This window comes from Pseudoalteromonas sp. Isolate3 (assembly GCF_022398505.1).
In the GTDB taxonomy this organism is placed as follows: domain Bacteria; phylum Pseudomonadota; class Gammaproteobacteria; order Enterobacterales; family Alteromonadaceae; genus Pseudoalteromonas; species Pseudoalteromonas apostichopi.
In genome coordinates this window covers 1-26,435 of sequence record NZ_JAKEVN010000053.1, presented here as the reverse complement: position 1 = coordinate 26,435, position 26,435 = coordinate 1, and the positions used below count along the sequence as shown (strand labels likewise).

The window sequence follows — 26,435 nt, the reverse complement described above, 5'->3', positions numbered from 1 at the left end:
ATATAAATACTTAGTAAATAACACTTCTCGGACAATCTCTTGTCCTGTTTCTTGTTTTAGTAGTGATTTTAGCTTCTCGGTACAGCGCTTTCTGATTTCTTCGCGGCCGGTAAGCGATTTAATATTTTCTTCTGGCTCTTTAGAGAGTATTTCAACAATCGCATCACGCAATAGCGGAGTGTGGTGTTCTACCACAGCAATATCTGACATATCATTAAGCATCAGATCCACCGTAATACGTACATATCCAAGCTTTTTATTACCTTGGCCTATGTAGTTGGTGATGATGTCAGGCTCAAAACCAAAGTAGCCAACATTTGATTCAGCCCGCACAGAGCAACTTGTTATTGCACTAACAAGCAGCATGCTTATCAAGTAAATTGATAACAATGACTTTTTCATAGTTAAGAATATTCCACCCTTTCAATGACTTTTAGTCTATACCCAAATTCATCGAAGATACAGGCTGTTCTGTGTTTTTTAACCTTGCTTGAGATTAAATCATGACTTTTTCGAAACGTGCAGCGATGATATCATTTGCATGTTTTTTTTAAATAATGAGTCGTTGTGATCACATTCCCAGTTTCACTAGCTGCAAATTGGCAGCCTGCTTCAGCATTTCCAGATTTGACGCAACAACAGCAAGGTTGGCTGCTTGAAGCCGGGTCATTAACGGCTAAGCTTAAAAGTCATTGTCAGGCTTTTTCAGTTGAAGTTTTAAACGAAGCACCTTTTGACTTAACCTGCGAGCAACAAGCGTTATTAAATACTTCTTTAAGTCAGGCATTAAACCGTGAAGTTTTACTTCTGTGTGATGGTAAACCAATGGTTTATGCTCAAAGCTGGTTGCCAGCGGATGATACATTAAAAAAGCAACAGTTGCTAAGTATGGGAACAAGACCGCTTGGCGATGTTATTTTTCAAGACCCAAGCTTATCGCGAACTGAAATCGAAGTTGCTGAGTTTTCACAGCAGCACGCTATTCAAGCTTTAACAGCTGAAATCGGCTACTCTTCACAACCATTGTGGGGAAGACGCAGTGTATTTAGCTTATCTAATGCTCATTTTCTCGTGGCTGAAGTATTCTTACCTGGAGCGTATATTTACCTATGAAGCTAGCTGCACTTAAGGTCGCACATATACCTTACTATAAACAGTTAATGCGTACCGATAAGCCAATTGGCACTTTACTATTGTTGTGGCCAACTTATTGGGCGCTGTGGCTTGCTGAGCTTGGCACGCCGAGCTTATTAAATTTTGTGGTATTTAGTTTGGGTGTCTTTGTGATGCGCAGTGCCGGCTGTGTAATTAATGACTTTGCCGATCGTAAAATAGATGGCTCAGTTAAGCGCACAGCCCAGCGACCGCTGGCAGCAGGTTTGGTATCAAGTGGTGAAGCTTTGAGCTTGTTTGTATTGCTTATCGTGGTAGCGTTTGGTTTAGTGTTAACACTCGGATTGCCAACCATTTTACTGTCGTTTGGTGCTTTAGCTCTGGCGTTTTGTTATCCATTTATGAAGCGTTACACCCAATTACCGCAAGTTGTGCTTGGTGCTGCATTCAGCTGGGCTATTCCAATGGCCTATATGGCATCAATTGGCTCTGTACCATTAGAAGCTTGGTTATTATTTACAGCTAATCTTGTATGGACTGTGGCTTATGACACCATGTATGCCATGGTTGATAGAGATGATGATTTAAAAATTGGTGTTAAATCAACGGCAATATTGTTTGCCAGCTATGACAGACATATCATCTTTTTACTCAATGTTTTGTTTATTATGATTCTTGCTTACATTGGTAAGAGTAACAACCTTGCTTTGCCTTATTGGCTAGGGTTAATTGCAGCGATTGGTTTTTTACTCTATCAACAAACGCTTATTCATAATCGAGAGAGAGACCCTTGCTTTAAAGCATTTTTGAATAACCACTATGTGGGGTTGGTGGTTTTTATTGGTTTAGCAGCATCCTTGCCACTGCCATTTTAATTACCTTGGTGGGTCGATAATACCGCTGATTGAGGCATTTTTCCTGAACCAACCAGCAATGGAATAGCGAACATCGTGTGCCGGTAATACTTCATGCATAAAGCGCTCACTTTCAAACATAACCAGCAAACCAGCTTGAGGCTTTATGACAATTTCAATGTCTTTACTTTTTGGCTTGTAAATTACCAATTCACCACCTGATTCTGGCGTGTTCAAGTAACAAACCGTTGTGAAAATTCGATTCGAACGGCCTTTGAAGGCATCAAAATGCTTTTTATAAAAGTCACCTTGCTGATACTTTGCATAGTGGCATTCATAGTCGAATAACCCTAAATAAAAGCTACGGTTTAACTGTGTTTTTATCGCTTCCATGGTCGCCAGATAAGTAATTTGTGCTTGGCTTGAACTATCGAACCAAAAAGTTTTATCTTTTCGCACGGTTTTATCTATTTGTTGGTCGGTTAAACGGCCAATACCAGCAGTATGAAAATGTGGGTTAATTCGATAGCAATCAGCAATTAAATCAGCGATTAGGTTTTCATCAATGGCGTTTTCAACAACAGCATAGCCAGCCTGTTCGATGGCATCTAAATAAGAGTCGGAAATTAGTGGTGCGGTCATTCATATGCACAATCAAAAAAAGGTGAGTAAGTGTATATGAAAAAATGTGCGATGCACGCTTTTTATGCAATAAAAAAAAGGGGGGGGCTAGCCTGATTCATTACAGGCTAACAGCATATAAAATAGCTTTTAGCTTTGGCTTGCTAACGCCGTTTTTTCAATGAGGTCAAGTAAATGACTAACATGAGAATTTTCATTGATTTGTTGGTTAGTTTGGATCACAAGCTGCTCGTGTGCGATACCTTTATTGGTTTTCAATAACAGTAAATCTGGGTCTGAAGAGACAATACTTGTGTGTTCAATACTGGCTATTGCGATGTGGTTTGACTTTTTAAGGCCATCCATCACTTGCTCAATGCTACCTACTTTTATACTTGATGTTTTATCAAAAGATTCAATTGCATCATTCAGCATAGATTGAACCTGTTTTGATTGAGAAAAGCAGCTGTACATTGGGTAGTCAGCAAAGTCGCGTTTACTGATATCGCTTTTATTGGCAAGTGGGTGGTTCTTAGCCACAAAAATAATGAGTTGATCGGGTAAATGAATATCGCTGCCAATGCTGTTCATTGCTTGCGAGCATACGCTGATATCAATTTCACCTAACTGCAGTTTACGTACAAGCTCGCTTTGTTCTTGTAACTGCATCTCGATTTTTACATGTGGATACTGCGCTAAAAATTGGCCGCAAGAAACAGGAACAACCGTGCTAGCTTTATTGGTATAACCGATAACTAATTTTTCGTTAGTGCAACCGTTTAAAGATTCGAATAAACGTTTTTTGGTCTCTTCAAGGTTGTCGAGGGTTTGTTTAGCGTACTCAAGGAAAAGTTCACCTTCTTTGGTTAGCTTAACTGAGCGTGTAGAGCGGGTAACTAGCTCATAGCCAATTTCATCTTCAAGCGTCTGAATACTGCGAGTTAACGCTGAAGTGCTGATTTGGGTTTTTTCTGCAGCTTGGCGAAAATGCCTCAGCACGCCTAGTGCCACAAATTGTTCAAGTTGTTCAAATCTCACTTTAATAGTCCCTTGTTATAAGTAAGCCTTTTTACATATAGGCGGTATTATTATACTTCACGGAAGGCATAGTAAATTATTGTACCTTTTTTGGGAAGTGTTTTACAGAAAAGTTACATCTAATCAGGGTAACGATCTTTAATCTCTAAGAAAAGTGGTAAATTTTCAAGTAATAAGTCGACAAGAATTGGATCAAAATGTTTCCCGCGTTGATCTTTTATAAGCGTTAAAGCCTCATCCAATGGCCATGCTTTCTTATAACAACGGTCGCTGCAAAGCGCGTCAAATACATCTGCTAGGGCGGTGATACGGCCAACTATATTGATATCGTCTGCTATTAAACCTTGCGGATATCCTGAACCATCCCACTTTTCATGATGCTGGTAGGAAATTAAAGCACCACATGTCAATATCTCGTTACTTGAATTTTTTAATATTTCGTAGCCGATTTCTGCATGGGTTTTCATTACTTCCCACTCATCATCAGTGAGTTTACCAGGCTTGTTTAAAATGTTATCGGGAATGCTGATCTTACCTATGTCATGTAAAGGTGAGGCAAGTTTAATGATTTCGCATTGAAATGGGTTTAGTTCTGAAAGCTGAGCAAGCAGTTCACTATATAAAGCAACACGTTTAACGTGGGAACCAGTTTCTTTAGAGCGTTTTTCTACAGCCTCACCGAGAATGTACGACAATTCTTTTTGTGATTCTTTTACCATTTCTCTGAGTTTTAAATTATCGTAAGCAAGCGCGATATTATTGGCATAAAACTCTAACAGTTGATGCTCTGTTGCTTGCAACTTACTACCTTTATGTACATAAAGCATGGTTTCTAGGCCAGCTTTGGTAGGAAAGTAACCAATGTAATCATTGCTTGTTTTTAGTGATGACTTACGCTCATGTGCATCTATAAATAAGTTTTTTACCTCATCTGGAATGGTATTTTGCTGTGGTGTAGGACCTACGCCTGAGGCAGCAAGAAGCTGGAAATCTTTTGCTGGAGACGATTGTAAGTTAACAGCCGCAGCACAATAGATTTGCGCATCATTAATTCCCATCACGTTAGTGACATGGCTTAAAATTGTTGAGGCGAACTCATGAACACTGTCACATTTTAAAAAATTTGCTGAAGCATTAATTATTTGTTCAAGACCATGCTTATGGCGGTCAATAATTTGAATATCACGATGTGCCCTTAAGGCTGAGTAGAGCAGGGTTTTAATTTTAATCGCGGTAAGCTCTGTTTTATTTTTGTAATCGTTGATGTCGTAATCGCGGATAATGGCTTCTTCAGGGGCTTCACCGGGCTGGCCTGTGCGCAGTATTAAACGAATATCGTGGTTTTCTATTTCATCGCGAATGAATTGAATAAGCTCAAGACCAGCATGGTTGGTTTCCATTACCACATCAACTAGGGCAACAGAAAAGGGAATATCTTTTTTTAAAAACTCTTTTGCTTCGGCCGCAGAATAGGCGTCATAAAAGCGCAGACCTTTATTTTCAAAAGTGAACCCAGCTAATACTAGTTTCGTAACTTGGTGAATATCTTCTTCATCATCAACAACAAGAATATGCCAGTATTCAGGTTCTTCAGTTTCTATATTATTTTCTTCTAACTGTTCTTCAGAAAATAAGAAATCATCCACAAAAACACCACTTATTGTTGTATCTCATACAATAAGTATAGAGGCAGAAATTTACTCTGCCTTATCTGAAACTGGTTTTTTTTCGATATTCTTCAATTCGATTTCGATAGCGTGGCAGGAGATGTGGATCTCATACAAAGAGGTTAGAAGAGACAAGGCTAAGCAAGCGAGGCTGCTCCCAAATAAAATGATTCCAGTGGTATTAAACTCTATAAATAATGCAAACATCGATAAAGTACACATGAGAAAAGAGGCAACGCCATAGACCTGCATCACCCGAATGAGTTTGATACGTTTTCTTAAGTTGGTAATTTGTGCAACAACCAGTGGGCGGATACTTTCCCCTTCACGTGCATTGAGTTCTCGAATAAGCTGAGCAAGCACCAAAAAGCGGTTGGTATAAGCAAGTAACAGTAAAGAAATTGCAGGGAATAACAATCCCGGTGTTGTTAAAGTCATGTGGTTACCTTGAAATAAGCGTTGCAGCGAAGTCAATTGCTAGCGTAGTTTAGGATTTAAAGATAAAAAAGTAAAAGAGAAGTGATTTGCAAAACAAGAATTTAAATCAACCAAACAAGCCGGACCCATTTTCTTGGGTGAAAGTATTTCAAGCTGAAAATGGCTTAGAAGCAAATATTATTAAAGGGCTTTTACAAAGTAAGGGGATAGAATCTCAATTACAAGGTGAGCTTTTACAAGGAGCGCTTGGGGAGATCCCATTTGAACAAACGGGGGTTGATATACTTGTTTACGCATTAAAAGAGCGCCAGGCGCAAGAAATATTGCTAAACTACCGACAATTAAAACAATCGGCTCCTGACTGGGTATGCCCTAAGTGTCTTGAGCTTAACGGAGCAACATTTGAAATATGTTGGTCTTGTGGGACTGTAAAGAATGACGAAAGCGAATAATTTTCAACGTATTAGAGAATTAAACTATTTGCAAAAAGCAGTGTTAGGTGGAGCTTTACTTGAGCGTATGCTGCCTAATTACAGCTTATTTAGTGAAGCAACAGGGTTTGGTGATGCAGCGGTTTTTCGAAGCGCACTTAGTGTCTGCTGGGAAAAAATATTACTGCCAAAAAGTAAAATCAGCCTTGAAAAGCAAATTGAAAAAATAGAACCGAATGTGCCAGAGCTCACTGACTTTGATATGTTTGGGGCTTATCCGGCAATTGATACTGCTACAGCTCTGCTTGGTATGCTGCACGGTTTAATAGCTAAAGATGAACAAGAGTTTTTGAATATTAGTAAAATTTCACAGGCTTCAGTGGCTCGCTTTATTGAGTACCAACTAACAGTAGATGGTGAAGTGGCAGACAACAAAGCTGTCCGTGAACACCCTTTAATGCAATATGAAATTGATGTGCTTGCAGAGCTTATTGATTTTGTAGAGCAAATGGGCCGAATTACTTCAGAGAACGTAAAAGAGCTTAAACAACTAGCGGTTTCTGATGGCCAAACCAACATTGGTATTGCAATTTAATATTCAGTAATGCGTATTTTCACTGTAAAATGCGCATTTGTTTTTTCTTGGCGGAGTAATTGATGCGAATTTTAGGTATTGAATCATCATGTGATGAAACGGGTATTGCCATTTATGATGATGAACAAGGCTTATTAGCACATCAACTGTATAGCCAAGTAAAAGTGCATGCCGATTACGGCGGCGTGGTCCCTGAACTAGCTTCACGCGATCACGTACGTAAAACCTTACCTTTAATTGATGCGGCATTTGCGCAAGCTGGCTGTGGTCCAGAAGACTTAGATGGTATTGCTTACACCGCAGGGCCCGGACTTGTTGGTGCACTCTTGGTGGGAACCTCAATTGGTCGCTCACTGGCCTATGGCTGGAATATTCCAGCAGTCGCTGTGCATCATATGGAAGGCCACCTACTTGCGCCAATGCTAGAAGAAGACAAACCAGAGTTTCCGTTTATCGCGCTCTTAGTGTCTGGTGGTCATACCATGATGGTTAAAGTATCTGGTATTGGTGAGTATGAAGTATTAGGTGAGTCAGTTGATGACGCTGCAGGTGAAGCATTCGATAAAACAGCGAAGTTGTTAGGCCTTGATTATCCAGGTGGTCCACGTTTAGCAAAGCTTGCTGAGCAAGGCACACCAGAGCGTTTTGTGTTCCCGCGTCCGATGACCGATAAACCTGGCTTAGATTTTAGTTTTAGTGGTTTAAAAACAGCAGCGTCGCTCGCTATTCGTGATAGCGATGACGATGAGCAAACTAAAGCAGATATTGCCCATGCATTTCAAACAGCTGTTATTGATACCCTAATTATTAAATGTAAACGAGCTTTAAAACAAACAGGTATCAAACGTTTAGTTATTGCTGGTGGCGTGAGTGCTAACGTGCAATTACGTGCTCAACTAGAACGAGTTATGCAAGGTATGAAAGGGCGAGTGTATTACCCGCGCACAGAGTTTTGTACAGATAACGGTGCAATGATTGCTTATGCAGGTATGCAGCGTTTGAAAGCAGGTCAATTCGCGAGCCTCGATATGAAAACTAAGCCACGCTGGCCTATTGATTCACTCGAAGCGCTTTAATTTATAGCACTACTCTTGTTCAGGGGCTTTTTTCTTAGCCCCTATTTTAGGTTCTTCCCCAGCCATCAAGCGAGTAATATTTGCTCTGTGGCGGAAAATTATCAGTACGGTTAGAAAGGTAACAGGCAAAGTATACAAGGGCTTTATCCACCAGGTATAAAGAGGCGCTAATGAAACTGTTACCAGTGCCGCAAGTGATGAATAACGCGTGATAGCAACAATTAAGATCCAGGTTGCAATTAACATCCCACCTAGCGATAAACCAATAGGTAATAAAGTACCAAAGGCAGTTGCAACCGCTTTACCGCCTTTAAAACTAAAAAACAGTGGGTACATATGCCCTAGACAGGCTGCTACACCAATTAGACCTAACATTAGAGGATCTATTTTTAAAAAGTAGGCACCCCAAACTGGGATCGTCCCTTTTAAAATATCAAAGACAAGAACTAAAACAGCGGGGACTTTTCCGCCTAGGCGATAAACATTTGTTGCACCAGGGTTATTCGATCCATGACTGCGTGGGTCTGGTAGTTTAAACAGCCGTGATACAAGGATAGCGGAAGAGACCGATCCCAGTATGTAAGCTAAAACTAACATTAAAACTTCTAACACGCGCTTCCTTATTTTTTAATCTGCACTTTTGGGCTATCATTGGCGGCAAAACCATCTGCCGCTCTCATCGAGTAGAATGTACGCACCATATTGCAATGCATCTATCCGTTATTGTAGGGGTAATTTTTATATATTAAAACAGTATGACAGCTTATATAGCGCATTATTGAAATCAATAAGCGTTTAGGATGAGTATTGTTTTAAAATATTTATGTCACTTGGAGTATCAATGGACAAGGTATATATATCACAACTACATGTAGACACCATCATTGGCGTGTATGATTTTGAAAAAGAAAGTAAACAAAGCCTGTATTTTGATATCGAAATGTTATGTGATATTTCAGCCGCTGCGGCGACGGATGATATAAATTTAGCACTTGATTATGCCAAAGTGAGCGAGCGAGTTATTGAGCATACTACGGCAAAGCCTGTTGAGTTACTTGAGACCTTAGTTGAGCAATTGGCTGCATTGATCCTTAGTGAGTTTGCGACCAGTCAAGTGACTATTCGTGTGAGTAAGCCGGCTGCGGTACCACAAGCTAAAACGGTGGGAGTCGAAATCACCCGTCGTAAGGCTAACTGATTATGGCGCAAATTTTTATAAGTCTTGGCTCTAATGTTAATAAAGAGCACTACCTGAGACAGGCGCTTATTGCCCTAAAGCCTTACTTTCCTGACTATAAACACTCGTCAGTTTATGAGAGTGAGGCAGTTGGCTTTGCAGGGAACAATTTTTATAACTCTGTGATTGCTGCTCAAACCGATATGCCATTAACCGAACTGTGTAAACTTCTGAAGAAGATTGAACTTGATAACGGTCGCACCCGCGAGGATAAAAAATTTAGCCCGCGCACTTTAGATCTAGATTTATTGTTTTATGATGACATTATCTGCGATTCGCCTGCGCAGTTACCTCGTGACGAAATTACCAAAAATGCGTTTGTACTACAGCCATTAGCTGAAGTAGCCCCTAACTTTTTTCATCCCGTAGCTAAGCTAACTTTAGCTGAACTATGGAAAAATTATAACAATCCGCAACAAAAACTATGGAAGGTGGAGTTTTCTAACCCATGAGTATTATTGAGATAATTGTTCTAGCCTTAATTCAAGGATTGACTGAGTTTTTACCTATTTCGAGCTCAGCACATTTAATTTTACCCTCACAAGTTTTTGGCTGGCACGACCAAGGCTTAGCATTTGATGTGGCGGTTCACGTTGGTACTTTAGGTGCCGTGGTACTGTATTTCCGTAAAGAAGTAGTGGATATTCTTGGCGCTTGGTTTAAATCGTTTGGATCACAAGGCGCGACTGATGACAGCCGTTTAGGTTGGTGGATTATTGTTGCGACTATTCCTGCATTATTAATCGGTTATCTATTTAAAGACTTTGTAGAAAGCTACTCACGTAATGCCTGGGTTATTGCAACCTCGACTATCGTATTTGGTTTACTGCTTTGGTATGCCGATGCTAAAGCAAAACAAGTTAAGAATATTTACCAAGTAAACTTTTTTAGTGCGTTATTACTGGGTTTTTCGCAAGTGCTAGCGATGGTATTTCCGGGGACATCGCGTTCTGGTATTACCATTACAGTGGGTTTAATGCTGGGTCTTAACAAGCAAAGTGCTGCGCGTTTCTCGTTTTTAATGTCGATTCCGGTTATTGCAGCTGCAGGTTCATATTATGTGTATCAATTGGCAACAGCGGGTGAAGCGATTGATTGGCATGCTATTTTATTAGGCGCTGCATTATCATTTGTATCAGCGTATGCATGTATTTTCTTTTTCTTAAAAGTAATTGAGCGCATGGGCATGATGCCATTTGTTATCTACCGCTTACTATTAGGCGTTGGTTTGTTTGCATTCTTAATGCTGTAAAATAGGCGCTCACTTCAATTAAAAAACACCTCAAATTGAGGTGTTTTTTATGTTGGCTATTTGGCAAAAGTCTATTGCCGTGTAGTAATGGTAAGTAAAGCTTATATTTGGCATTATAACGCTTTATTTTAACTCTCATTCATTTTGCTCAGGACAGTAGATGCATATTCATATTCTTGGAATTTGTGGCACCTTTATGGGTGGTATTGCCGCAATCGCTAAATCGTTAGGTCATACCGTGACAGGCTCTGATCAAAATGTGTACCCGCCGATGAGTACACAATTAGAAGAGCTAGGTATCACCCTAACCCAAGGTTATGACATTAGCCAACTCGATCCCGCGCCCGATATGGTAGTAATTGGTAATGCTATGAGCCGTGGCAACCCTTGTGTTGAATACGTGCTTGATAAAGGCTTGCCTTACACGTCAGGCCCTGAATGGTTAAAACATAATTTATTGCAAAACTCCTGGGTCTTAGCCGTAGCGGGTACCCATGGCAAAACAACCACAGCTAGTATGCTGGCATGGTTATTAGAATATGCGGGAATGAAGCCGGGATTTTTGATTGGTGGTATCGTTCAAAACTTTGGTGTGTCTGCTCGTGTTGGCGAAACGCCATTTTTTGTTATTGAAGCCGACGAATACGACACTGCTTTTTTCGATAAACGTAGTAAGTTTGTGCACTACTTACCGCGCACATTAATTCTAAATAATCTCGAATTTGATCATGCTGATATTTTTGAAGATTTAAACGCGATTAAAAAACAATTTCACCACTTGATGCGTACACTACCTAGTAGTGGCAAAGTTATTTGGCCTAGCCAAGACGAAGCTCTACAAGATGTGATTGAACGAGGCCTTTGGAGCGAGAGTGAAACACTCTTTGGCGATTGGGATTACCGTTTACTTAAAGCAGATGGTAGTGAATTTGAAGTGTTATTAAATTCACAAGTTCAAGGCGTTGTCAGCTGGCAAGCCATGGGTGAGCACAATGTGAAAAATGCCATTATGGCGATAGCGGCTGCAAGGCATGTAGGCATTGCCGTATCTGTCAGCATTGCAGGCCTAGCTGAGTTCATTTCTCCTAAGCGCCGCATGGAGCTCAAAGCTGACATCAACTCGATTAAAGTGTACGACGATTTTGCCCATCACCCAACGGCAATTGAAACAACCTTAGCAGGGCTTCGTGCAAAAGTGGGCACAGAGAAGATCATTGCTATTTTAGAGCCTCGCTCAAACACCATGAAAATGGGCGTGCATCAACAAACCTTGATTGATTCACTGAAAGCGGCCGATGAAGTGTATTTATTTGAGCCAGAAAATTTAAGCTGGTCGCTAAAAGAATACGCAGATAAAGCTGGGATGCATTGTAGCTCAAGCACTGAGGATATAATTGCTCAAGTCATCGCTAGTATCGCGCCTTCACAACATGTGTTAATTATGAGTAATGGTGGTTTTGAAGGTATTCATCAGCGTTTAATCACAGCACTTGAACAAAACTAATCAGTATCAGGAGCTTAACTGTATGCAATTTAAAGATAAAATAACATTAGCTTTTAGTGGTGCTTCAGGTGCTCCCTATGGCTTAAGGTTGTTAGAAGTATTACTTGAACAGCAGTTTCAGGTATATGTACTGATCTCAAGTGCAGCACGAGTAGTGCTTGATACAGAGTCAAATATCAAACTTTCGGGTAACGAAGAGAAAGCGACAGAACAACTCAGCACGCTTTTTAATGCAGCCCCTGAGCAACTTAAAGTATTTGGCAAAGATAATTGGTTTAGTCCTGTTGCGTCTGGCTCAGCAGCGCCGAAAAAAATGGTGGTTTGCCCTTGTAGCGCAGGGTCTGTCTCTGCAATTGCAGTGGGAGCATCAGATAACTTACTTGAACGTGCGGCAGATGTAGTTATTAAAGAGCGTGGTCAGCTAATTTTAGTCCCGCGCGAAACACCATTTAGCGAAATTCATCTTGAAAATATGTTGAAGCTAGCGCGACTAGGCGTAACGATTATGCCGGCGGCACCTGGTTTTTATCACCAACCTGAGCAGATTTCAGATTTGGTCGATTTTATGGTGGCGCGAATTTTAGATCATTTAAACATTGAACATACTTTGACGAAGCGTTGGGGTTATGGAGAGGGCAAACAGTGAGCGAAAAAACGATCGCATTAAATATTGAAGGCCTAAAAAAGGTTTATAAAAATGGTGTTGAAGCTGTAAAAGGTATTGATTTACAAGTTCAGCAAGGTGATTTCTTTGCCTTACTTGGCCCAAACGGTGCCGGTAAATCAACCACCATTGGTGTTATCTCATCTTTAGTGAACAAAAGTGCCGGTCGTGTACAGGTGTTTGGTCACGACATTGATACAGATTTGGAAGCCGCTAAGTCTGAACTTGGCTTAGTGCCGCAAGAGTTTAACTTTAGTCAATTTGAAACACTTAACCAAATTTTGGTTAACCAAGCAGGTTATTACGGTGTACCAAGAAAGCTGGCCCATGAGCGAGCTGAAAAGTACTTAAAGCAGCTAGGTTTATTTGAGAAAAAAGATAAGCAAGCGCGCACCCTTTCTGGTGGTATGAAACGCCGTTTAATGATTGCTCGTGCACTGATGCATGAACCTAAATTACTTATTTTAGATGAACCAACAGCTGGTGTTGATATTGAGCTACGCCGCTCTATGTGGGATTTTCTTCGCGAGATTAATAAGCAAGGTGTCACCATCATCTTGACTACCCACTATCTAGAAGAAGCTGAGCTGTTATGTAGAAACATCGCGATTATCGACAGCGGCGTGATTGTTGAAAACACCACCATTAAAGCCTTACTTGCCAAGCTTGATAAAGAAACCTTTGTACTTGACTTAAAGCAGCCTGTGCAGCCAATTAGCATTGCAGGTTACAAATATACACTGACTGATGACCACACTTTAGAAGTTGAAGTGGCGAAGTCTCAGGGCTTAAACCATGTATTTAGTGCACTGAGTGAGCAAGGTAACACAGTGCTTAGTATGCGAAATAAAGCAAACCGTTTAGAAGAGTTGTTTGTAGGATTATTAGAACAAGGGCGAGGCGAATAATGTTTAAATATGGAGTAGCGCTAAAAAGTATTTGGATCAAAGAGTGTATTCGCTTTTTACGTATTTGGGTGCAAACCCTAGTTCCGCCTGCAATCACGATGAGCCTGTATTTTGTGATTTTTGGTAATCTGATCGGTTCTCGTATTGGTGATATGGGTGGCTTTACTTATATGGAGTTTATTGTACCGGGTCTGATAATGATGTCGGTGATCACCAATTCGTACTCAAATGTTGCCTCGAGTTTTTATTCGACTAAATTCCAAAAAAGCATTGAAGAGCTCTTAGTTGCGCCAGTGCCGAATTACATTATCGTACTAGGCTACATGGGTGGTGGTATGACGCGTGGCATGCTGGTTGGTTTAATTGTTAGCTGTGTCTCTTTGCTATTTGTTGATATTCAAATTCATAATATTTTTGTGATTATGGCTACGGTTATTTTAACGTCGGCTGTGTTTGCGTTAGGCGGACTTATTAACGCAATTTATGCTAACAGCTTCGATGATATTAGTATTATCCCGACCTTCATTTTAACGCCGCTGACCTATCTAGGTGGGGTGTTTTACTCTATCAGCCTGTTGCCAGAATTTTGGCAAGGTGTATCGCAAGTAAACCCAATTATTTACATGGTAAATGCATTTAGATATGGCTTCTTAGGTGTGTCGGATGTCGACTTATCGGTAGCATTTGGTGTACTTGCTTTATTTATTGTGGGTTTATTTACTTTAGCATTAACCCTTATTAAACGTGGTGTGGGGCTTAGACACTAATGACGGATGCAAATTCGAGAAGTATTGTATCGAATCAACCTGGCTTACATGAAAAGCTAGACGAAATAGTTTTAAAGCACTTAAGTGCTGAATTTAAAAAGCCGATTGCAGAGCATACGCAAGCGGCTTTTGATCAGGTCAATGAAAAGGTGCAAGCGTTTAGCGGACCTATCATTCTTGACTCGTGTTGTGGTGTTGGTGAAAGTACCGCTAACTTAGCAAAACATCACCCTGATGCGTTAGTGATTGGAATTGATAAATCATCACATCGTTTAGATAAACATGATATCGAATATAAGCAAACTGATGCAGGGCAGTATATTTTAGTGCAAGCTGACTTAAACGACTTTTGGCGTTTAGCGGTCGCTGCAAACTGGCAACCAAGCCATCATTACCTGCTGTATCCAAATCCATGGCCGAAAGCAAAACACTTGCAAAGAAGATGGCACGGCGCTGCTATCTTCCCGTTTATCATTAAACTAGGTGGTCGTTTAGAGCTTAGGAGTAACTGGGATATTTACGTAAAGGAGTTTGCTCGCTCACTTGAACTTGCAGGGCATAAGTGCGATGTCCAGCAGTATGAAAGCGATACTGCAATTACTCCGTTTGAACGTAAATATTGGGCTAGTGGTCAACAAAGTCATCGTTTAGTGATTAATCTTTAATGAATGTAAGGAGTCGGCGGTGCAAAGTGGCTCCCTTGCATTAAAGTAACACCTGCTCGAGCAAGTGCCTGTGCTATTTGCTCGTTATCAACTTGCTCAGCAATCACATCTAACTTTAGTTGCTGAGCATATTTTACCAAGTTCTCAATAAACAGATAGTTATCTGTATTAGTATGAATTTGGCTCACTAACCCTTTATCAAGTTTTAAACCATCAATTTCGAGCTTTCTGATGTGTGGCAAGCTTGAAAAGCCCGTGCCGAATTCATTGATAATAACCTGAGCCCCTTTATTTTTTAGAATATTAATAAAGGTTTTTACTTCACTAAAGTAAGCAATGGCATCACGCTCATAAAACTGAAAAATAATATTGTGGGGCTGCGGGTAGCGCCTTAGCTGAAGTTCTAAAAACTCGCTCAAACTTGGATCAAGAATATCTTGTGCGGTAATATTGATACTCCAGCACACATTGGTTTTTCTAAACTGCTCAATGCATCGGGTAAACATAGTACGCCTTAAAAGACCATCCATACGTGAGCGTTTCAGCACCATCATAAAGTAATCAGGTGTATGGATACGACCTGTAGCACTGGCCATTCTGGCTAGGCACTGGTAATGATTAATATGTTTCCTTTGGCTGTCATAGACTGCTTGAAAATAAGGCACGATTCGATTGTTATCGAAGGCTTCTTTCACTTCTTTGGCAAGCGTAACGTTATTTCTAAATTGCTCTTCAACTTGTTTAAAGATATTTTCATAACGCACAATACGTTGATTATTTAGTTTTGCTTGCTGTAATGCAACGTGGGCGTTCTCTATAAGCATTGATTTATTACCTGTGGCAATTCCCGCATACAAGCTCACGTAGATATAAGGCTCTTTTAACGCTGGAATAGCATAGTTAAAGGCATTAATTACATCATCTATATTGCGTTCATCACTATGAGTTTGCAATAACGCAATTTTATTGGTTGCTAAACGATAGACAACTCCTTCGCTAGGTATCCTTAATTGAAAATAGCCAAGCAAGTTAGCCATCACTTTGTCGCTAACTTCACTGCCATAAAAGCTGCTAATATCTTCTAGTTCGTTAATAACAATTACTGCCAGCTCCATGCGATGCTTGGTGGTTCTTTTTATGTAGTATTCAAGTGCTACATGATTTGCAAAACCTGTACGCGCATCAGTTGAGAGCGAGCGTTTTAACTGTAAAAAATAGAGCCCTGCAATTAGTGCTGCAATAAAGAAAAAAAAGCAGCCGGTAATCATCGCTCGTGAAACACTGTGTTGCAGTTGCTGATTTAAGTCACTAATGGTTATGTCGGCACCAGTGATGTAAGTGTGACCATTATCATCGACAAAAGTCACAAAGATGCTTTTAAAATAGCCCCATTGATCTTTTGATACCTCAAAAACTGGCTCTGTCGAAAAAAAGGCTTCTTTGTTAAGTTCAGTCGCTTCAGGATAGGCATCTAAAAATTGTGTAACACGACCATTATTTTGATCTTTTTGTGTGTAACTAGATGCACTAAAGTACACTTTGTCATCACGAAGTACCATGGCGTAAACATAGGCAAGTTGCATTTGTTTTGCATATTCAGAAAGGGCACGACTTTTTTCTTTATACATTGATGCGGAGATAGGTAAACCTGCATTGACTATATTGTGGTAGTCATCACCGAGGATATGTCTGACACTGACCGCGGCATTGAACAATTTACTATCGATATTCGCCATGATCTCGCTACGCGAAGTTTCATAGGTGTAATAGATATAGCCAAATAAGCTAATAAAAAATGCGGCGAAGCCATATAGTAGCCAACTGGTTTTTTGCAATCCTTTGGGCATAGACGTTCCCTTAGCAGTTATCACTTGATTATACTAAAAAAACATTTGTCTGATAGTAGAAAATAACCGTAAATTTCATTAACGGTTCACTTTTTTGTCATCGAAATTAGGGCTTTTTTGCTTTATACGAGACATTTTCGTGATATTCCAGTAAAGTTAGCCAATTTCGTAGAAACAGTGCCGCAAAAGTGCTCTCTTAGGTGTTCCATCATCGGGTGCATTTTTAGCTGCTAATTATGGGTATTAGGATGGATCAAAAGCGTTGTGCCGTCGCCTCTAAAGAAAGCTTGATTCGTATTTTTACGGTGCCAGAAGCACCAGACTCGACATTAAGTAAAATCGAATCTGAAATCTCTAGTAATTTAGCTGGGTTCTTGAATGAGAACATAGCTGCAATTGAAAAGCCTTTGCACGAAATTGAAAAAGACTTTCAAACGGCCACTATTCCAGAAGAGCCAACTTTTGTTTCTGATTATGCTCAAGACATTATGGAGCAGTTAGTTGCTCATTCTGTTCATACGGCTGCACCAAGCTTCATTGGTCATATGACCTCTGCGTTACCGCATTTTGTATTACCGCTTTCTAAGTTAATGGTAGGTCTTAACCAAAATTTAGTAAAAATTGAAACCTCAAAGGCATTCACACCACTTGAAAGACAAGTCTTAGGGATGATGCATCACCTTGCTTATGGCGAAGCTGAGAGTTTTTATAGCAAGTGGATGCACAGTGCAAAAACCTCTTTAGGCGCATTTTGCTCAGGCGGAACCGTAGCTAACATTACTGCGTTATGGATTGCTCGCAACCGCTTATTGAAAGCCGATGGCGATTATAAAGGTATTGCAGCACAGGGGTTAATCGCTGGGATGCTGCACTATGGTTACAAAGGCTTAGCGGTACTGGTTTCTGAGCGAGGTCACTATTCATTAGGCAAGACTGTTGATTTGCTAGGTATTGGTCGCGATAACATTGTCGCAATTGCGACAGGCGAAAATAATAAAGTTGATGTCGATGCTATGCGCAAAAAAGCCCATGAACTAGAAGCGTCTGGTATAAAGGTAATGGCACTCGTTGGTGTTGCTGGGACGACAGAAACTGGCAGCATAGACCCACTAAATGAAATGGCTGATTTAAGCGAAGAGCTTGGCTGTCATTTTCATGTGGACGCCGCATGGGGTGGGTCAACCTTACTTTCTTCAAACTATCGCCATCTTTTAAGCGGTATTGAACGTGCTGACTCAATTACTATTGATGCGCATAAACAAATGTATGTGCCAATGGGCGCGGGTCTTGTGTTATTTAAAGACCCCGCTGCGACAGATGCTATTGAGCATCATGCTGAATATATTCTTCGTAAAGGCTCTAAAGATTTAGGTAGTCATACTTTAGAGGGAAGCCGCCCAGGTATGGCAATGTTAGTGCATGCTTGCTTACGTGTTATTGGCCGTAAAGGCTACGAGATGTTGATTGACCGTAGTATTGTTAAAGCGCGCACTTTTGCCGAAATGATCAAACAAGATGAAGATTTTGAGTTAATCTCTGAACCTGAGCTGTGCCTATTAACATATCGTTACGTTCCAAAAGAAATTCAAGCTAAGCTCAAAGGTGCTAACGAAGAAACTAAATTAGATATTTACGCTTCGTTGAATCGCTTCACTGCAAGTATGCAAAAGCGCCAGCGTGAAGCAGGACGCTCTTTTGTATCTCGTACTCGTTTAACACCAGCAAAATATGACCATCAACCCACCGTGGTTTTTCGTGTCGTATTAGCCAATCCATTAACCTCAAAAGCTATTCTAAAAGATATTTTAGCGGAGCAAAAAGAGCTAGCGAAAACTGACCCAGTATTTAAAAAGTACTTAAGTAAATATATGAGTTAGTGATAAAAAAGGAGCATGATGCTCCTTTTTTAATTAGTCGTTAAAGCAGCTAGCTTTAATCATGTTACAGATAATCGCTTGCGAAGGTTTGATTTTTTCCATCGCTAAAAACTCATCGGGTTGGTGAGCTTGGTTAATTGAGCCTGGCCCCATGACAATTGTTTCGCAGCCAAGTTGTTGAATAAAAGGGGCTTCTGTACAATAGTTTACAGCGACAGCTGGCTGACCGGAGACTTTTTCGGCCAGTTTCACAAGTGCAGTATCTGTACTTCCGCTAAACGCAGGGATTGGTTCATGCATATCGATAACACTCACTGCGTTGGGGTATTGAGTATTAATTTCCTCTGCGGCACTAAGCAAAATCGCTTGTAGTTCTTGTACACTTAAACCGGGTAACGGTCGCATATCAATATGCATTTCACAGCAGCCGCAAATGCGGTTGGCATTATCACCGCCATGAATATGGCCAAGGTTCAAAGTAGGGTACGGAATTTCAAAGTGTTCTACTGAATATTTATTCTTTAATTCTTCTTTTATGATTAACAATTTTGTAATCATTTTATGCATGACTTCGATGGCGTTCAAACCTCGTTCAGGATCTGAGCTATGGCCCGAGCGACCAATTACGCGAATAGCTGTACTCATATGACCTTTATGTGTAAATACCGGAGTCATATCTGTTGGCTCACCAATAATACAGCGTGCAGGTTTTAAGTTCGGGTGACGGCAGATTTGCTGTGCACCCGCCATTGTAGTTTCTTCATCGGCTGTGGCTAGAATTAATAGAGGCTCAGTTTGCTTGCTTGCATCAAGTTCGCTAATAGCTTGCAGTACGAAAGCAAAAAAGCCTTTCATATCAATACTACCTAAACCATAAAGTTTATTGTTATCTTCGCTGAGTTTGAACGGATCATAATTCCAACGACTATCATCAAATGGTACAGTGTCAGTATGGCCGGCAAGCATTAAACCGCCGTCTCCTTCACCACGTCTAGCTAATAAGTTGTAACGCCCTTTACCGTTTTCAAGCTCTGTGATTTCACATGTAAACCCAAGGCTTTCGCACCACTGTGCGAGCAAGGTAATAACCCCTTTATTGCTCATGCACAAAGAATCTTCAATCGCGCTAATTGAAGGAGCAGCAATTAGCTGCTGATACATAGATAAAAAAGAGGGTAGCGACATAAAAAAATCCAAAAATAATTATTCAATCTAATTGCATAACAATATAAAAGTATTTATGATGAATATCAATTCACTTTTTAAGCATAAATATTAGCAAAGCTTTACGATGAACACGAAACGACGATAACCTGATTTCATTACTTTAGACAGTGTTTTTATTCGCATTTGAGCGAGTATTTTTAGGCGTATCGATAAATAGATTGAATAGGTAAAAGTAAGCAATGAATGTAGTGATTATTGGCGCAAGTGGTTATAGCGGCGCAGAGCTAGCAAGTCTAGTTGCTAAGCACCCAAAACTGACCCTGAAAGCATGTTATGTATCTGAAGGAAGCTTAGATAAAGGCAAATTATTAAGCGATTTATATCCAGAGCACCTTGGATTGTTAGAGTATCCACTACAGCCTCTGACTGCCCAAGCGTATAAGGATATCGAAAGTAATGCGGACTATGTATGTCTATGTACAGATCACAAGGTAAGCGTTGACCTTGCACCACAATTTTTAGCCATGGGTAAAAAAGTATTCGACTTGTCTGGTGGTTTCCGTTTAGCTGGGAATGAGGATTACCTAACTTATTACGGTTTCGCACATGAACACCCTGAGCTTTTAGAGCAAGCGGCTTATGGCTTAGCTGAATGGAATAGCGATGCTATAAGTAAAGCAAAGCTTGTTGCTGTAGCAGGTTGTTACCCAACAGCAGCACTCAATTCTTTAAAACCACTTAAAGAAGCTGGCTTATTAGCTGAGCAAGCCATTATTGTTAATGCTGTGTCTGGAGTTACTGGCGCAGGTAGAAAAGCCAGTGTTAATACGCATTTTTGTGAAGTATCACTTGCCCCTTATGGTTTATTTAATCACAGACACACACCTGAGATTGAGCAGCACCTTGGTCACCCTGTGTTATTCACCCCTCATTTAGGTAATTTCCCCCGTGGAATTTTAGAAACTATTTATGTGCAATTAAAGCCAGGTGTGACAGCAGAGCAAGTGGATGCAGCATATCAAGTGTTAGCTAATGAGCCTTTAATCCGTTTACTTGGAAATAAAGTTCCAAGTATTAAAGGCGTGGCTAAACAACCATTTGTTGATATTGCATGGCAACAAAAAGGTGAACAACTCATTGTTATGTCAGCAATTGATAACCTATTAAAAGGCGCGGCTGGGCAAGCATTACAGTGTATTAATTTAGCTATGGGTGAACCTCACCACACTGGTTTAGTAGGAGCGCTGTAATGAAAACTTGGATCATTAAAGTCGGTGGTGCTGTGCTAAATAGCGCTGATGCTGCAAAAGCTCTTTTTGATGTTTTAGCCACTGAGCAACAAGATAACTTTGTCATTGTGCATGGTGGTGGAGCCTTGGTTGATGCTTGGCTTAAAGACGCAGGCTTTGTAACAGCAAAACATCAAGGCTTACGTATTAGCCCAAATGAGCAAATGCCTTATATTGTTGGCGCCCTGGCAGGTTGTGCCAATAAACAATTGATGAGTCAAGCAATCAGCGCTGGCCACAAACCTGTGGGTTTAAGCCTTTATGAAGCGGGTGTACTGGTATCTGAAAAACTTAAAGTATTGGCGCAAGTTGGCCAGTGTTCAGGTAGTTGTGACAGCGTATTGCCAAGCTTACTTGGGCAAGGTCGTTTACCACTGGTGAGCTCTATTGGCTTTGGCGAAGATGGTCAATGGTACAACGTCAATGCGGATGAAGCCGCGGCGGCTATTGCTAAAGAACTCGATGCAGAACTTATTTTTATGACTGACGTAGAAGCTGTGCTTGATGCAAATAAGCAGCCACTACATCACCTTAATACGCAGCAAATCGAAACACTAATCCTTGAAGGAGTTATTCAGGGCGGGATGGAGGTCAAAGTAAAGACCAGCCTTCTTGCTGCCCAACATTTACGACGTGGTGTGTATATCTCCAGCTGGCTAAAGCCAGAAAATTTAGTCGCCTTATTAAAAGGCGAGCATGTAGGAACAAAAATTACACCATAGGTATTTCATGTTAAAAAATTTCTTAAACGGTCTTGAATTAGACCAAAAGGGCGCTCTTAAATTACTTAATTTAGCGCAAAAAATTAAAGCAAATCCAGCAGACTTTAGCCAAGCATTAGCAGGCAAATCTGTCGTTACACTTTTTGAAAAACCAAGTTTACGTACTCGTTTATCATTTGATATAGGTATTAATAAACTGGGTGGTCACGCGGTTTATCTAGATTCACAAAACGGTGCTATGGGTGGTCGTGAATCGGTTAAAGACTTTGCTCTCAATATGTCAGCTTGGGCTGATGGCATTGTTGCTCGCGTGTATGCACACAAAACATTGACTACGCTTGCTGAGTATTCATCTGTGCCTGTAGTGAATAGCTTATGTGATTTATATCACCCATGCCAAGCACTTGCAGACTTTTTGACGCTACAAGAAGTACATGGTGACGTAAGCAAACTTAAGCTTGCTTACTTAGGTGAAGGTAACAACGTAACACACTCTCTCATGTTATTAGCTGCCACGTTAGGCACTGATTTTGTAGCAGTTTGTCCTAAAGGTAGCTCACCGGATTCACAAATTCTTAAGCAAGCAGAGCAAATTGCAGCGATGAATGGTGCTTCGGTAATGGTCAGTGACAGAATTGAGGCGGCAGTCGGAGCAAATGCAGTCTATGCTGATACCTGGGTTTCAATGGGTGATAAAACACCGCTTGAGCAGGTGAAAGCTAAATATATGCCTTATCAGCTCAATCAAGCCCTATTAGAGAAAACGGGTGCGCAAACTGTACTGCATTGTCAGCCAGCGCATCGTGAGTTTGAAATTACCTCTGAGGTAATGGATGGCCCAGCATCAAAAATTATTCAACAAGCAGAGAATCGTATGCACGCGCAAAATGCTCTACTTGTCACATTATTAAATCCAAATTTTGTTTAAGGAACACCAATGAGTTCAATTAAAAAAGTCGTATTAGCCTATTCTGGTGGTCTTGATACATCGGCAATTGTGCCATGGTTAAAAGAAAACTACGGCTGTGAAGTAATCGCGTTTGTTGCTGATGTAGGCCAAGGTGCTGAAGAGCTTGAAGGCGTTGAAGAAAAAGCAATTGCTTCGGGTGCCTCAGAGTGCCACATCGTTGACTTAAAAGACGAAATGGTAAGTGACTATATTTACCCAACATTAAAAACGGGTTCTATTTACGAAGGCACTTATTTACTAGGTACGTCTATGGCACGTCCGATTATTGCTAAAGCACAGGTTGAAATTGCCCGTAAAGTAGGTGCTGATGCGCTTTCGCATGGTTGTACAGGTAAAGGTAATGATCAGGTACGTTTTGAATCATGTTTCGCAGCCCTTGCACCAGATCTAAAAGTCATTGCACCATGGCGTGAGTGGGACTTATCAAGTCGTGAATCATTACTTGATTACTTAGCAGAGCGTAATATTCCGTGCTCTGCATCTGCGACAAAAATCTATAGTCGTGATGCTAACGCATGGCACATTTCTCACGAAGGTGGAGAGCTTGAAGATCCATGGTGTCAACCAAGTGAGCAAGTATGGACTTGGACAAACTCACCTGAGCAAGCGCCTAATGAAGCAGAATATGTGACATTAAATGTTGTTGAAGGTGAAGTGGTTGCTGTAAATGGCGAGTCACTTAAACCATATGACTGCTTAGTTAAATTAAACGACATTGCTGCGCCACATGGTGTAGGTCGTGTTGATATTGTAGAAAACCGTTTAGTCGGTATGAAGTCTCGTGGCTGTTATGAAACACCAGGGGGCACAGTGATCATGGCAGCTCTTCAAGCGATTGACGAGCTAGTATTAGACAAATCAAGCCGTAAGTGGAAAGAAGTACTTGGTGGTGAGTTTTCTCACTTAGTCTACGACGGTCGTTGGTTTACACCATTAAAAGACTCGATTCTAGCTGGTGCTGAATCACTGTCTAAGTTAGCAACCGGTGAAGTGGTGCTTAAGCTTTATAAAGGCCAAGTAACTGCGGTACAGAAAAAATCACCGAATAGCTTATACAGTGAAGATTTCGCAACCTTCGGTGAAGATGATGTATATGATCAATCACATGCAGAAGGCTTCATTCGTTTATTCTCGCTATCAAGCAGAATCTCAGCACTAACGAAAAAGTAATTTAATTATTGCCCTGCACGGCAGGGCAATAGCCGAATTTGGAGACAGTTCAATGGCACTATGGGGCGGACGTTTTTCTACGGGTCCAGATGAAGCGTTTAAACAATTCAACGATTCACTTCCTTTTGATTATCAACTTGCAGAGCAAGACATTATTGGTTCAGTTGCTTGGGCAGGAGCGTTAAAACAAGTTAACGTACTTAATCAGCAAGAATACGATGACCTAGTTGCAGCACTTAATAAGCTGCTAGATGAGGTTAAAGCAAATCCACAAGCAGTAGCTGTCGCAGGGCATGAAGACATTCATTCTTATGTTGAGTCAGCGCTAATTGATAAAGTGGGCGACCTAGCTAAAAAGTTACATACAGGTCGTAGTCGTAATGACCAAGTCGCGACCGATTTCCGCTTATGGTGTCGTGATACAGCTGAGCATATTCTTGAAGCAATCGCAGAGCTGAAAGGTGAGTTTATTGCCTTGGCTGAGCGTGAACTAGGCACTATCTTACCAGGTTACACACACCTACAGCGTGCACAACCTGTATTATTTAGCCACTGGTGCATGGCCTATGTTGAAATGCTTGAACGTGATGAAAGCCGTTTAACCGATGCTAAAAATCGTATGAATTATTGCCCTCTTGGTAGTGGTGCTTTAGCTGGAACGGCGTACCCAATTGATAGGCAAATTCTTGCCGAAGGGTTAGGTTTTACCGGTGCAACACGTAATAGCCTTGATGCAGTATCTGATCGTGACTTTGTGGTTGAGCTACTAAGCTGCGCATCAATTTCAATGATTCACTTATCGCGTATGGCAGAAGACTTAATTTTCTATAACTCTGGTGAAGCAGGCTTTATTGAGCTTTCTGATGGGGTAACATCAGGCTCTTCACTTATGCCGCAGAAGAAAAACCCAGATGCTCTTGAGTTAATCCGTGGTAAAACAGGCCGTGTTTTTGGTGCATTCAGTGCCATGATGATGACACTTAAAGCGCTACCACTTGCTTATAACAAAGATATGCAAGAGGACAAAGAAGGCTTATTTGATGCAATGCCGACCTGGTTGGCATGTATTCATATGGCACAGGCGTGTATCAAAGGCATCAAAGTTAATGCTGATAAAACATTAGCAGCAGCAAAAGGTGGTCACTCAAATGCGACTGAACTTGCTGACTATTTAGTGGCTAAAGGTATTCCATTTAGAGAAGGTCATCATATTGTTGGTACGCTCGTGCAAATGGCTATTGCACAAGGGAATAACTTAGAAGATTTAAGTTTAGAGCAATTTAAGTCTGTGCATAGCATTTTCGAGTCAGATGTATATGCTGTATTAGAAATAGACGCCTGCATTAAAGCAAGACAAGCACAGGGTGGCACCTCTATCGAGCAAGTAACGAGTGCCATTAAATACGCAAAAAAAAACAGCAAATAGCGGTACGTGACGCAACCTTAAATGATGTTGAGTCTATTGCTAAGCTAATTCAGCATTGGGCAACGGTAGGTGAAAATCTACCACGGGCTAAGAGCGATATGATTCACTCAATTAATGAGTTTGCTGTCACTGAAGTTGAAAACCAAGTGGCTGGCTGTGCCTCGCTATATATTTACGATACAGGTCTTGCTGAAATTCGTTCGCTTGGTGTGAGCCCTGAATCACGTATTGCTGGGCAGGGGCGTCGACTTGTTGAACATTTGCTTAAAAAAGCTAAAAGCTTGGCGCTTAGTCGCGTAATTGTTCTGACGCGGGTTCCAGAGTTCTTTGCAAGCCAAGGCTTTATCTTTTGTAGTAAAGATAGTTTGCCAGAAAAAGTGATCAAAGATTGCGAGCTTTGTCTTCGCAAAGATAATTGCGATGAAGTAGCGATGGAATATATTTTAAAGCCAAGTAATAGCGCGGTGATCCCGTGTAAACACGTGGCTTAATTTCCCTGGATAAGAAAAACGCACGGTTACCCCTGTGCGTTTTTTTATGCCTGAAATTTTGGTTTGTTAACTTTTATGATCAAAAAAGATCACTTTTAGAAAAGTTGGATCGTTAATTGCTTTTATTATCGACGCGGCGATAATGTCGCGTTAAAGTATAAAAAAGCGTCAAAAAAATGAGAACGCTTAACTCAGCTTGCAAGCTATTGTAAGCTGTACTGAAAAAACAATTAACTTAAAGGAATTAACTCATGCAAATTTCAAACAATAGCCAATTGCAAATGCAAGCATACAGCCAAATGCAACAAACAAAGCCTGCTTTGGAACAAACTACTAGTAATAAAACCCTGCAATCTGATACAGTAACTTTATCAAGTGAAGCGCTGGCTTTATCAGGCGGTGCAGAGATTCAACGTGGCGGTGGTATCATTATTGATCCAGATAAAAGGCCACAATAAAAGTGGATAGTCGATGTTTTTGACAGATCATTTCGGTTTATCATTAGGAGCCCTAGTGGTTTGGGGCTTCATGATGGCTTTTTTCTTTAATATCTTTTTGTATACAGCTACTCCGAAGAAAAATATCATTTTATTATTTTCTTCTTTTATAATGTTTGTCTCTTACTTCTCAAGTGATTCTTTTTTTT

27 protein-coding genes and 1 pseudogene are annotated in these 26,435 nt (G+C 40.7%); 20 read left to right on the top strand and 8 right to left on the bottom strand.

From position 1 onward, the window contains the following. On the bottom strand, positions 1–402 hold a 402-nt coding region (locus L1D46_RS11865), incomplete at its 3' end, for a flagellar basal body-associated protein FliL (protein WP_239977585.1). A 165-nt stretch (positions 403–567) separates the two neighbouring features. Here L1D46_RS11865 and L1D46_RS11860 point away from each other — a divergent pair. Both L1D46_RS11860 and ubiA read left to right on the top strand, forming a co-directional pair. Continuing rightward, positions 568–1,113 carry a chorismate lyase gene (locus L1D46_RS11860; protein ID WP_130050635.1) on the top strand — a complete coding sequence of 182 codons (546 nt, stop codon included), beginning with the start codon at positions 568–570 and terminating at the stop codon, positions 1,111–1,113. Continuing rightward, complete coding sequence (ubiA, locus tag L1D46_RS11855) at positions 1,110–1,988, top strand: 4-hydroxybenzoate octaprenyltransferase (protein WP_130050636.1); 879 nt, start codon at positions 1,110–1,112, stop codon at positions 1,986–1,988. Before L1D46_RS11860 ends, ubiA begins: the two co-directional genes overlap by 4 nt. Here the strand turns inward: ubiA and L1D46_RS11850 are convergent, their stop codons facing one another. From L1D46_RS11850 to L1D46_RS11835, 4 genes are all read right to left on the bottom strand, one after another. Next, positions 1,989–2,609 carry a 2OG-Fe(II) oxygenase gene (locus L1D46_RS11850; RefSeq protein ID WP_130050637.1) on the bottom strand — a complete coding sequence of 207 codons (621 nt, stop codon included), beginning with the start codon at positions 2,607–2,609 and terminating at the stop codon, positions 1,989–1,991. It abuts the gene before it with no gap. Between the two features lie 129 nt (positions 2,610–2,738). Continuing rightward, the gene (locus L1D46_RS11845; RefSeq protein ID WP_130050638.1) at positions 2,739–3,626 is read right to left on the bottom strand and encodes a LysR family transcriptional regulator; all 888 of its coding nucleotides are present in this window, start codon (positions 3,624–3,626) and stop codon (positions 2,739–2,741) included. A gap of 119 nt (positions 3,627–3,745) precedes the next feature. Further along, the gene (locus L1D46_RS11840; protein ID WP_239977584.1) at positions 3,746–5,272 is read right to left on the bottom strand and encodes a response regulator; all 1,527 of its coding nucleotides are present in this window, start codon (positions 5,270–5,272) and stop codon (positions 3,746–3,748) included. 51 nt (positions 5,273–5,323) lie between these two features. Continuing rightward, on the bottom strand, positions 5,324–5,731 hold the full coding sequence (locus L1D46_RS11835) for a DUF2721 domain-containing protein (RefSeq protein WP_130050640.1): 408 nt from the start codon (positions 5,729–5,731) through the stop codon (positions 5,324–5,326). Between the two features lie 86 nt (positions 5,732–5,817). Here L1D46_RS11835 and L1D46_RS11830 point away from each other — a divergent pair, with 86 nt between their 5' ends. The 3 genes from L1D46_RS11830 to tsaD all read left to right on the top strand — a co-directional run bounded on the left by L1D46_RS11830 (position 5,818) and on the right by tsaD (position 7,833). After that, entirely contained in the window at positions 5,818–6,183 is a 366-nt protein-coding gene (locus L1D46_RS11830; RefSeq protein ID WP_130050641.1) for a DUF2007 domain-containing protein, read from the top strand. Further along, positions 6,167–6,757: a YjaG family protein gene (locus tag L1D46_RS11825; RefSeq protein ID WP_130050642.1), complete on the top strand. Its 591-nt coding sequence runs from the start codon at positions 6,167–6,169 to the stop codon at positions 6,755–6,757. Before L1D46_RS11830 ends, L1D46_RS11825 begins: the two co-directional genes overlap by 17 nt. A 62-nt stretch (positions 6,758–6,819) precedes the next feature. Continuing rightward, positions 6,820–7,833 carry a tRNA (adenosine(37)-N6)-threonylcarbamoyltransferase complex transferase subunit TsaD gene (tsaD, locus tag L1D46_RS11820; protein WP_054560954.1) on the top strand — a complete coding sequence of 338 codons (1,014 nt, stop codon included), beginning with the start codon at positions 6,820–6,822 and terminating at the stop codon, positions 7,831–7,833. Between the two features lie 9 nt (positions 7,834–7,842). Here the strand turns inward: tsaD and plsY are convergent, their stop codons facing one another. Continuing rightward, positions 7,843–8,445 (bottom strand): glycerol-3-phosphate 1-O-acyltransferase PlsY, encoded by a 603-nt coding sequence (plsY, locus tag L1D46_RS11815; RefSeq protein WP_130050643.1) that lies wholly within the window; start codon positions 8,443–8,445, stop codon positions 7,843–7,845. A gap of 229 nt (positions 8,446–8,674) precedes the next feature. Here plsY and folB point away from each other — a divergent pair, with 229 nt between their 5' ends. The 8 genes from folB to L1D46_RS11775 all read left to right on the top strand — a co-directional run bounded on the left by folB (position 8,675) and on the right by L1D46_RS11775 (position 14,830). Beyond that, entirely contained in the window at positions 8,675–9,031 is a 357-nt protein-coding gene (gene folB / locus L1D46_RS11810; RefSeq protein WP_178927383.1) for a dihydroneopterin aldolase, read from the top strand. A 2-nt stretch (positions 9,032–9,033) separates the two neighbouring features. Continuing rightward, positions 9,034–9,522 (top strand): 2-amino-4-hydroxy-6-hydroxymethyldihydropteridine diphosphokinase, encoded by a 489-nt coding sequence (gene folK, locus L1D46_RS11805; RefSeq protein ID WP_130050645.1) that lies wholly within the window; start codon positions 9,034–9,036, stop codon positions 9,520–9,522. Beyond that, a complete protein-coding gene (locus L1D46_RS11800) occupies positions 9,519–10,322 on the top strand; it encodes an undecaprenyl-diphosphate phosphatase (protein ID WP_239977583.1) in 804 nt (267 codons plus the stop codon). The genes folK and L1D46_RS11800 overlap by 4 nt, the downstream gene beginning before the upstream one ends. Before the next feature lie 160 nt (positions 10,323–10,482). Continuing rightward, positions 10,483–11,826: a UDP-N-acetylmuramate:L-alanyl-gamma-D-glutamyl-meso-diaminopimelate ligase gene (mpl, locus tag L1D46_RS11795; protein ID WP_130050647.1), complete on the top strand. Its 1,344-nt coding sequence runs from the start codon at positions 10,483–10,485 to the stop codon at positions 11,824–11,826. Positions 11,827–11,848: 22 nt separating this feature from the next. After that, the gene (locus L1D46_RS11790) at positions 11,849–12,472 is read left to right on the top strand and encodes a flavin prenyltransferase UbiX (protein ID WP_167658531.1); all 624 of its coding nucleotides are present in this window, start codon (positions 11,849–11,851) and stop codon (positions 12,470–12,472) included. After that, positions 12,469–13,398 (top strand): ABC transporter ATP-binding protein, encoded by a 930-nt coding sequence (locus L1D46_RS11785; RefSeq protein WP_130050649.1) that lies wholly within the window; start codon positions 12,469–12,471, stop codon positions 13,396–13,398. The genes L1D46_RS11790 and L1D46_RS11785 overlap by 4 nt, the downstream gene beginning before the upstream one ends. Continuing rightward, positions 13,398–14,165 carry an ABC transporter permease gene (locus L1D46_RS11780; protein WP_130050650.1) on the top strand — a complete coding sequence of 256 codons (768 nt, stop codon included), beginning with the start codon at positions 13,398–13,400 and terminating at the stop codon, positions 14,163–14,165. Before L1D46_RS11785 ends, L1D46_RS11780 begins: the two co-directional genes overlap by 1 nt. Next, on the top strand, positions 14,165–14,830 hold the full coding sequence (locus tag L1D46_RS11775; protein WP_130050651.1) for an SAM-dependent methyltransferase: 666 nt from the start codon (positions 14,165–14,167) through the stop codon (positions 14,828–14,830). Before L1D46_RS11780 ends, L1D46_RS11775 begins: the two co-directional genes overlap by 1 nt. Here L1D46_RS11775 and L1D46_RS11770 read toward each other — a convergent pair. Further along, the gene (locus L1D46_RS11770) at positions 14,827–16,677 is read right to left on the bottom strand and encodes a GGDEF domain-containing protein (protein WP_130050652.1); all 1,851 of its coding nucleotides are present in this window, start codon (positions 16,675–16,677) and stop codon (positions 14,827–14,829) included. The two genes, L1D46_RS11775 and L1D46_RS11770, sit on opposite strands and share 4 nt — an antisense overlap. A 248-nt stretch (positions 16,678–16,925) precedes the next feature. Between L1D46_RS11770 and panP the strand changes: the two genes are divergently transcribed. Continuing rightward, entirely contained in the window at positions 16,926–18,554 is a 1,629-nt protein-coding gene (panP, locus tag L1D46_RS11765) for a pyridoxal-dependent aspartate 1-decarboxylase PanP (protein ID WP_130050653.1), read from the top strand. A gap of 33 nt (positions 18,555–18,587) precedes the next feature. On the opposite strand, the gene argE is transcribed toward panP, so the two are convergent. Further along, positions 18,588–19,739 (bottom strand): acetylornithine deacetylase, encoded by a 1,152-nt coding sequence (gene argE / locus L1D46_RS11760; protein WP_239977582.1) that lies wholly within the window; start codon positions 19,737–19,739, stop codon positions 18,588–18,590. Between the two features lie 221 nt (positions 19,740–19,960). Here argE and argC point away from each other — a divergent pair, with 221 nt between their 5' ends. The 6 genes and pseudogenes from argC (at position 19,961) to L1D46_RS11730 (ending at position 26,247) form a co-directional block, all read left to right on the top strand. Then, positions 19,961–20,971 (top strand): N-acetyl-gamma-glutamyl-phosphate reductase, encoded by a 1,011-nt coding sequence (gene argC / locus L1D46_RS11755; protein ID WP_130050655.1) that lies wholly within the window; start codon positions 19,961–19,963, stop codon positions 20,969–20,971. Then, positions 20,971–21,732 (top strand): acetylglutamate kinase, encoded by a 762-nt coding sequence (argB, locus tag L1D46_RS11750; RefSeq protein WP_130050656.1) that lies wholly within the window; start codon positions 20,971–20,973, stop codon positions 21,730–21,732. Before argC ends, argB begins: the two co-directional genes overlap by 1 nt. 7 nt (positions 21,733–21,739) lie before the next feature. Continuing rightward, the gene (locus tag L1D46_RS11745; RefSeq protein WP_130050657.1) at positions 21,740–22,660 is read left to right on the top strand and encodes an ornithine carbamoyltransferase; all 921 of its coding nucleotides are present in this window, start codon (positions 21,740–21,742) and stop codon (positions 22,658–22,660) included. A 9-nt stretch (positions 22,661–22,669) separates the two neighbouring features. After that, positions 22,670–23,872, top strand: a complete 1,203-nt coding sequence (locus tag L1D46_RS11740) for an argininosuccinate synthase (protein WP_130050658.1) — start codon at positions 22,670–22,672, stop codon at positions 23,870–23,872. Between the two features lie 52 nt (positions 23,873–23,924). Beyond that, positions 23,925–25,789, top strand: a pseudogene (argH, locus tag L1D46_RS11735) (argininosuccinate lyase). Between the two features lie 251 nt (positions 25,790–26,040). Next, on the top strand, positions 26,041–26,247 hold the full coding sequence (locus L1D46_RS11730; RefSeq protein ID WP_105174862.1) for a hypothetical protein: 207 nt from the start codon (positions 26,041–26,043) through the stop codon (positions 26,245–26,247). The last annotated feature ends 188 nt before the right edge of the window (positions 26,248–26,435 follow it).

Coding starts and splice junctions, on each gene's coding strand:
- ubiA (WP_130050636.1), top strand. CDS start 1,110: ATGAAGCTAGCTGCACTTAAGGTCGCACATATACCTTACTATAAACAG.
- L1D46_RS11850 (WP_130050637.1), bottom strand. CDS start 2,609: ATGACCGCACCACTAATTTCCGACTCTTATTTAGATGCCATCGAACAG.
- L1D46_RS11835 (WP_130050640.1), bottom strand. CDS start 5,731: ATGACTTTAACAACACCGGGATTGTTATTCCCTGCAATTTCTTTACTG.
- L1D46_RS11825 (WP_130050642.1), top strand. CDS start 6,167: ATGACGAAAGCGAATAATTTTCAACGTATTAGAGAATTAAACTATTTG.
- tsaD (WP_054560954.1), top strand. CDS start 6,820: ATGCGAATTTTAGGTATTGAATCATCATGTGATGAAACGGGTATTGCC.
- folB (WP_178927383.1), top strand. CDS start 8,675: ATGGACAAGGTATATATATCACAACTACATGTAGACACCATCATTGGC.
- folK (WP_130050645.1), top strand. CDS start 9,034: ATGGCGCAAATTTTTATAAGTCTTGGCTCTAATGTTAATAAAGAGCAC.
- L1D46_RS11800 (WP_239977583.1), top strand. CDS start 9,519: ATGAGTATTATTGAGATAATTGTTCTAGCCTTAATTCAAGGATTGACT.
- mpl (WP_130050647.1), top strand. CDS start 10,483: ATGCATATTCATATTCTTGGAATTTGTGGCACCTTTATGGGTGGTATT.
- L1D46_RS11790 (WP_167658531.1), top strand. CDS start 11,849: ATGCAATTTAAAGATAAAATAACATTAGCTTTTAGTGGTGCTTCAGGT.
- L1D46_RS11780 (WP_130050650.1), top strand. CDS start 13,398: ATGTTTAAATATGGAGTAGCGCTAAAAAGTATTTGGATCAAAGAGTGT.
- L1D46_RS11775 (WP_130050651.1), top strand. CDS start 14,165: ATGACGGATGCAAATTCGAGAAGTATTGTATCGAATCAACCTGGCTTA.
- L1D46_RS11770 (WP_130050652.1), bottom strand. CDS start 16,677: ATGCCCAAAGGATTGCAAAAAACCAGTTGGCTACTATATGGCTTCGCC.
- panP (WP_130050653.1), top strand. CDS start 16,926: ATGGATCAAAAGCGTTGTGCCGTCGCCTCTAAAGAAAGCTTGATTCGT.
- argE (WP_239977582.1), bottom strand. CDS start 19,739: ATGTCGCTACCCTCTTTTTTATCTATGTATCAGCAGCTAATTGCTGCT.
- argC (WP_130050655.1), top strand. CDS start 19,961: ATGAATGTAGTGATTATTGGCGCAAGTGGTTATAGCGGCGCAGAGCTA.
- argB (WP_130050656.1), top strand. CDS start 20,971: ATGAAAACTTGGATCATTAAAGTCGGTGGTGCTGTGCTAAATAGCGCT.
- L1D46_RS11745 (WP_130050657.1), top strand. CDS start 21,740: ATGTTAAAAAATTTCTTAAACGGTCTTGAATTAGACCAAAAGGGCGCT.
- L1D46_RS11740 (WP_130050658.1), top strand. CDS start 22,670: ATGAGTTCAATTAAAAAAGTCGTATTAGCCTATTCTGGTGGTCTTGAT.
- L1D46_RS11730 (WP_105174862.1), top strand. CDS start 26,041: ATGCAAATTTCAAACAATAGCCAATTGCAAATGCAAGCATACAGCCAA.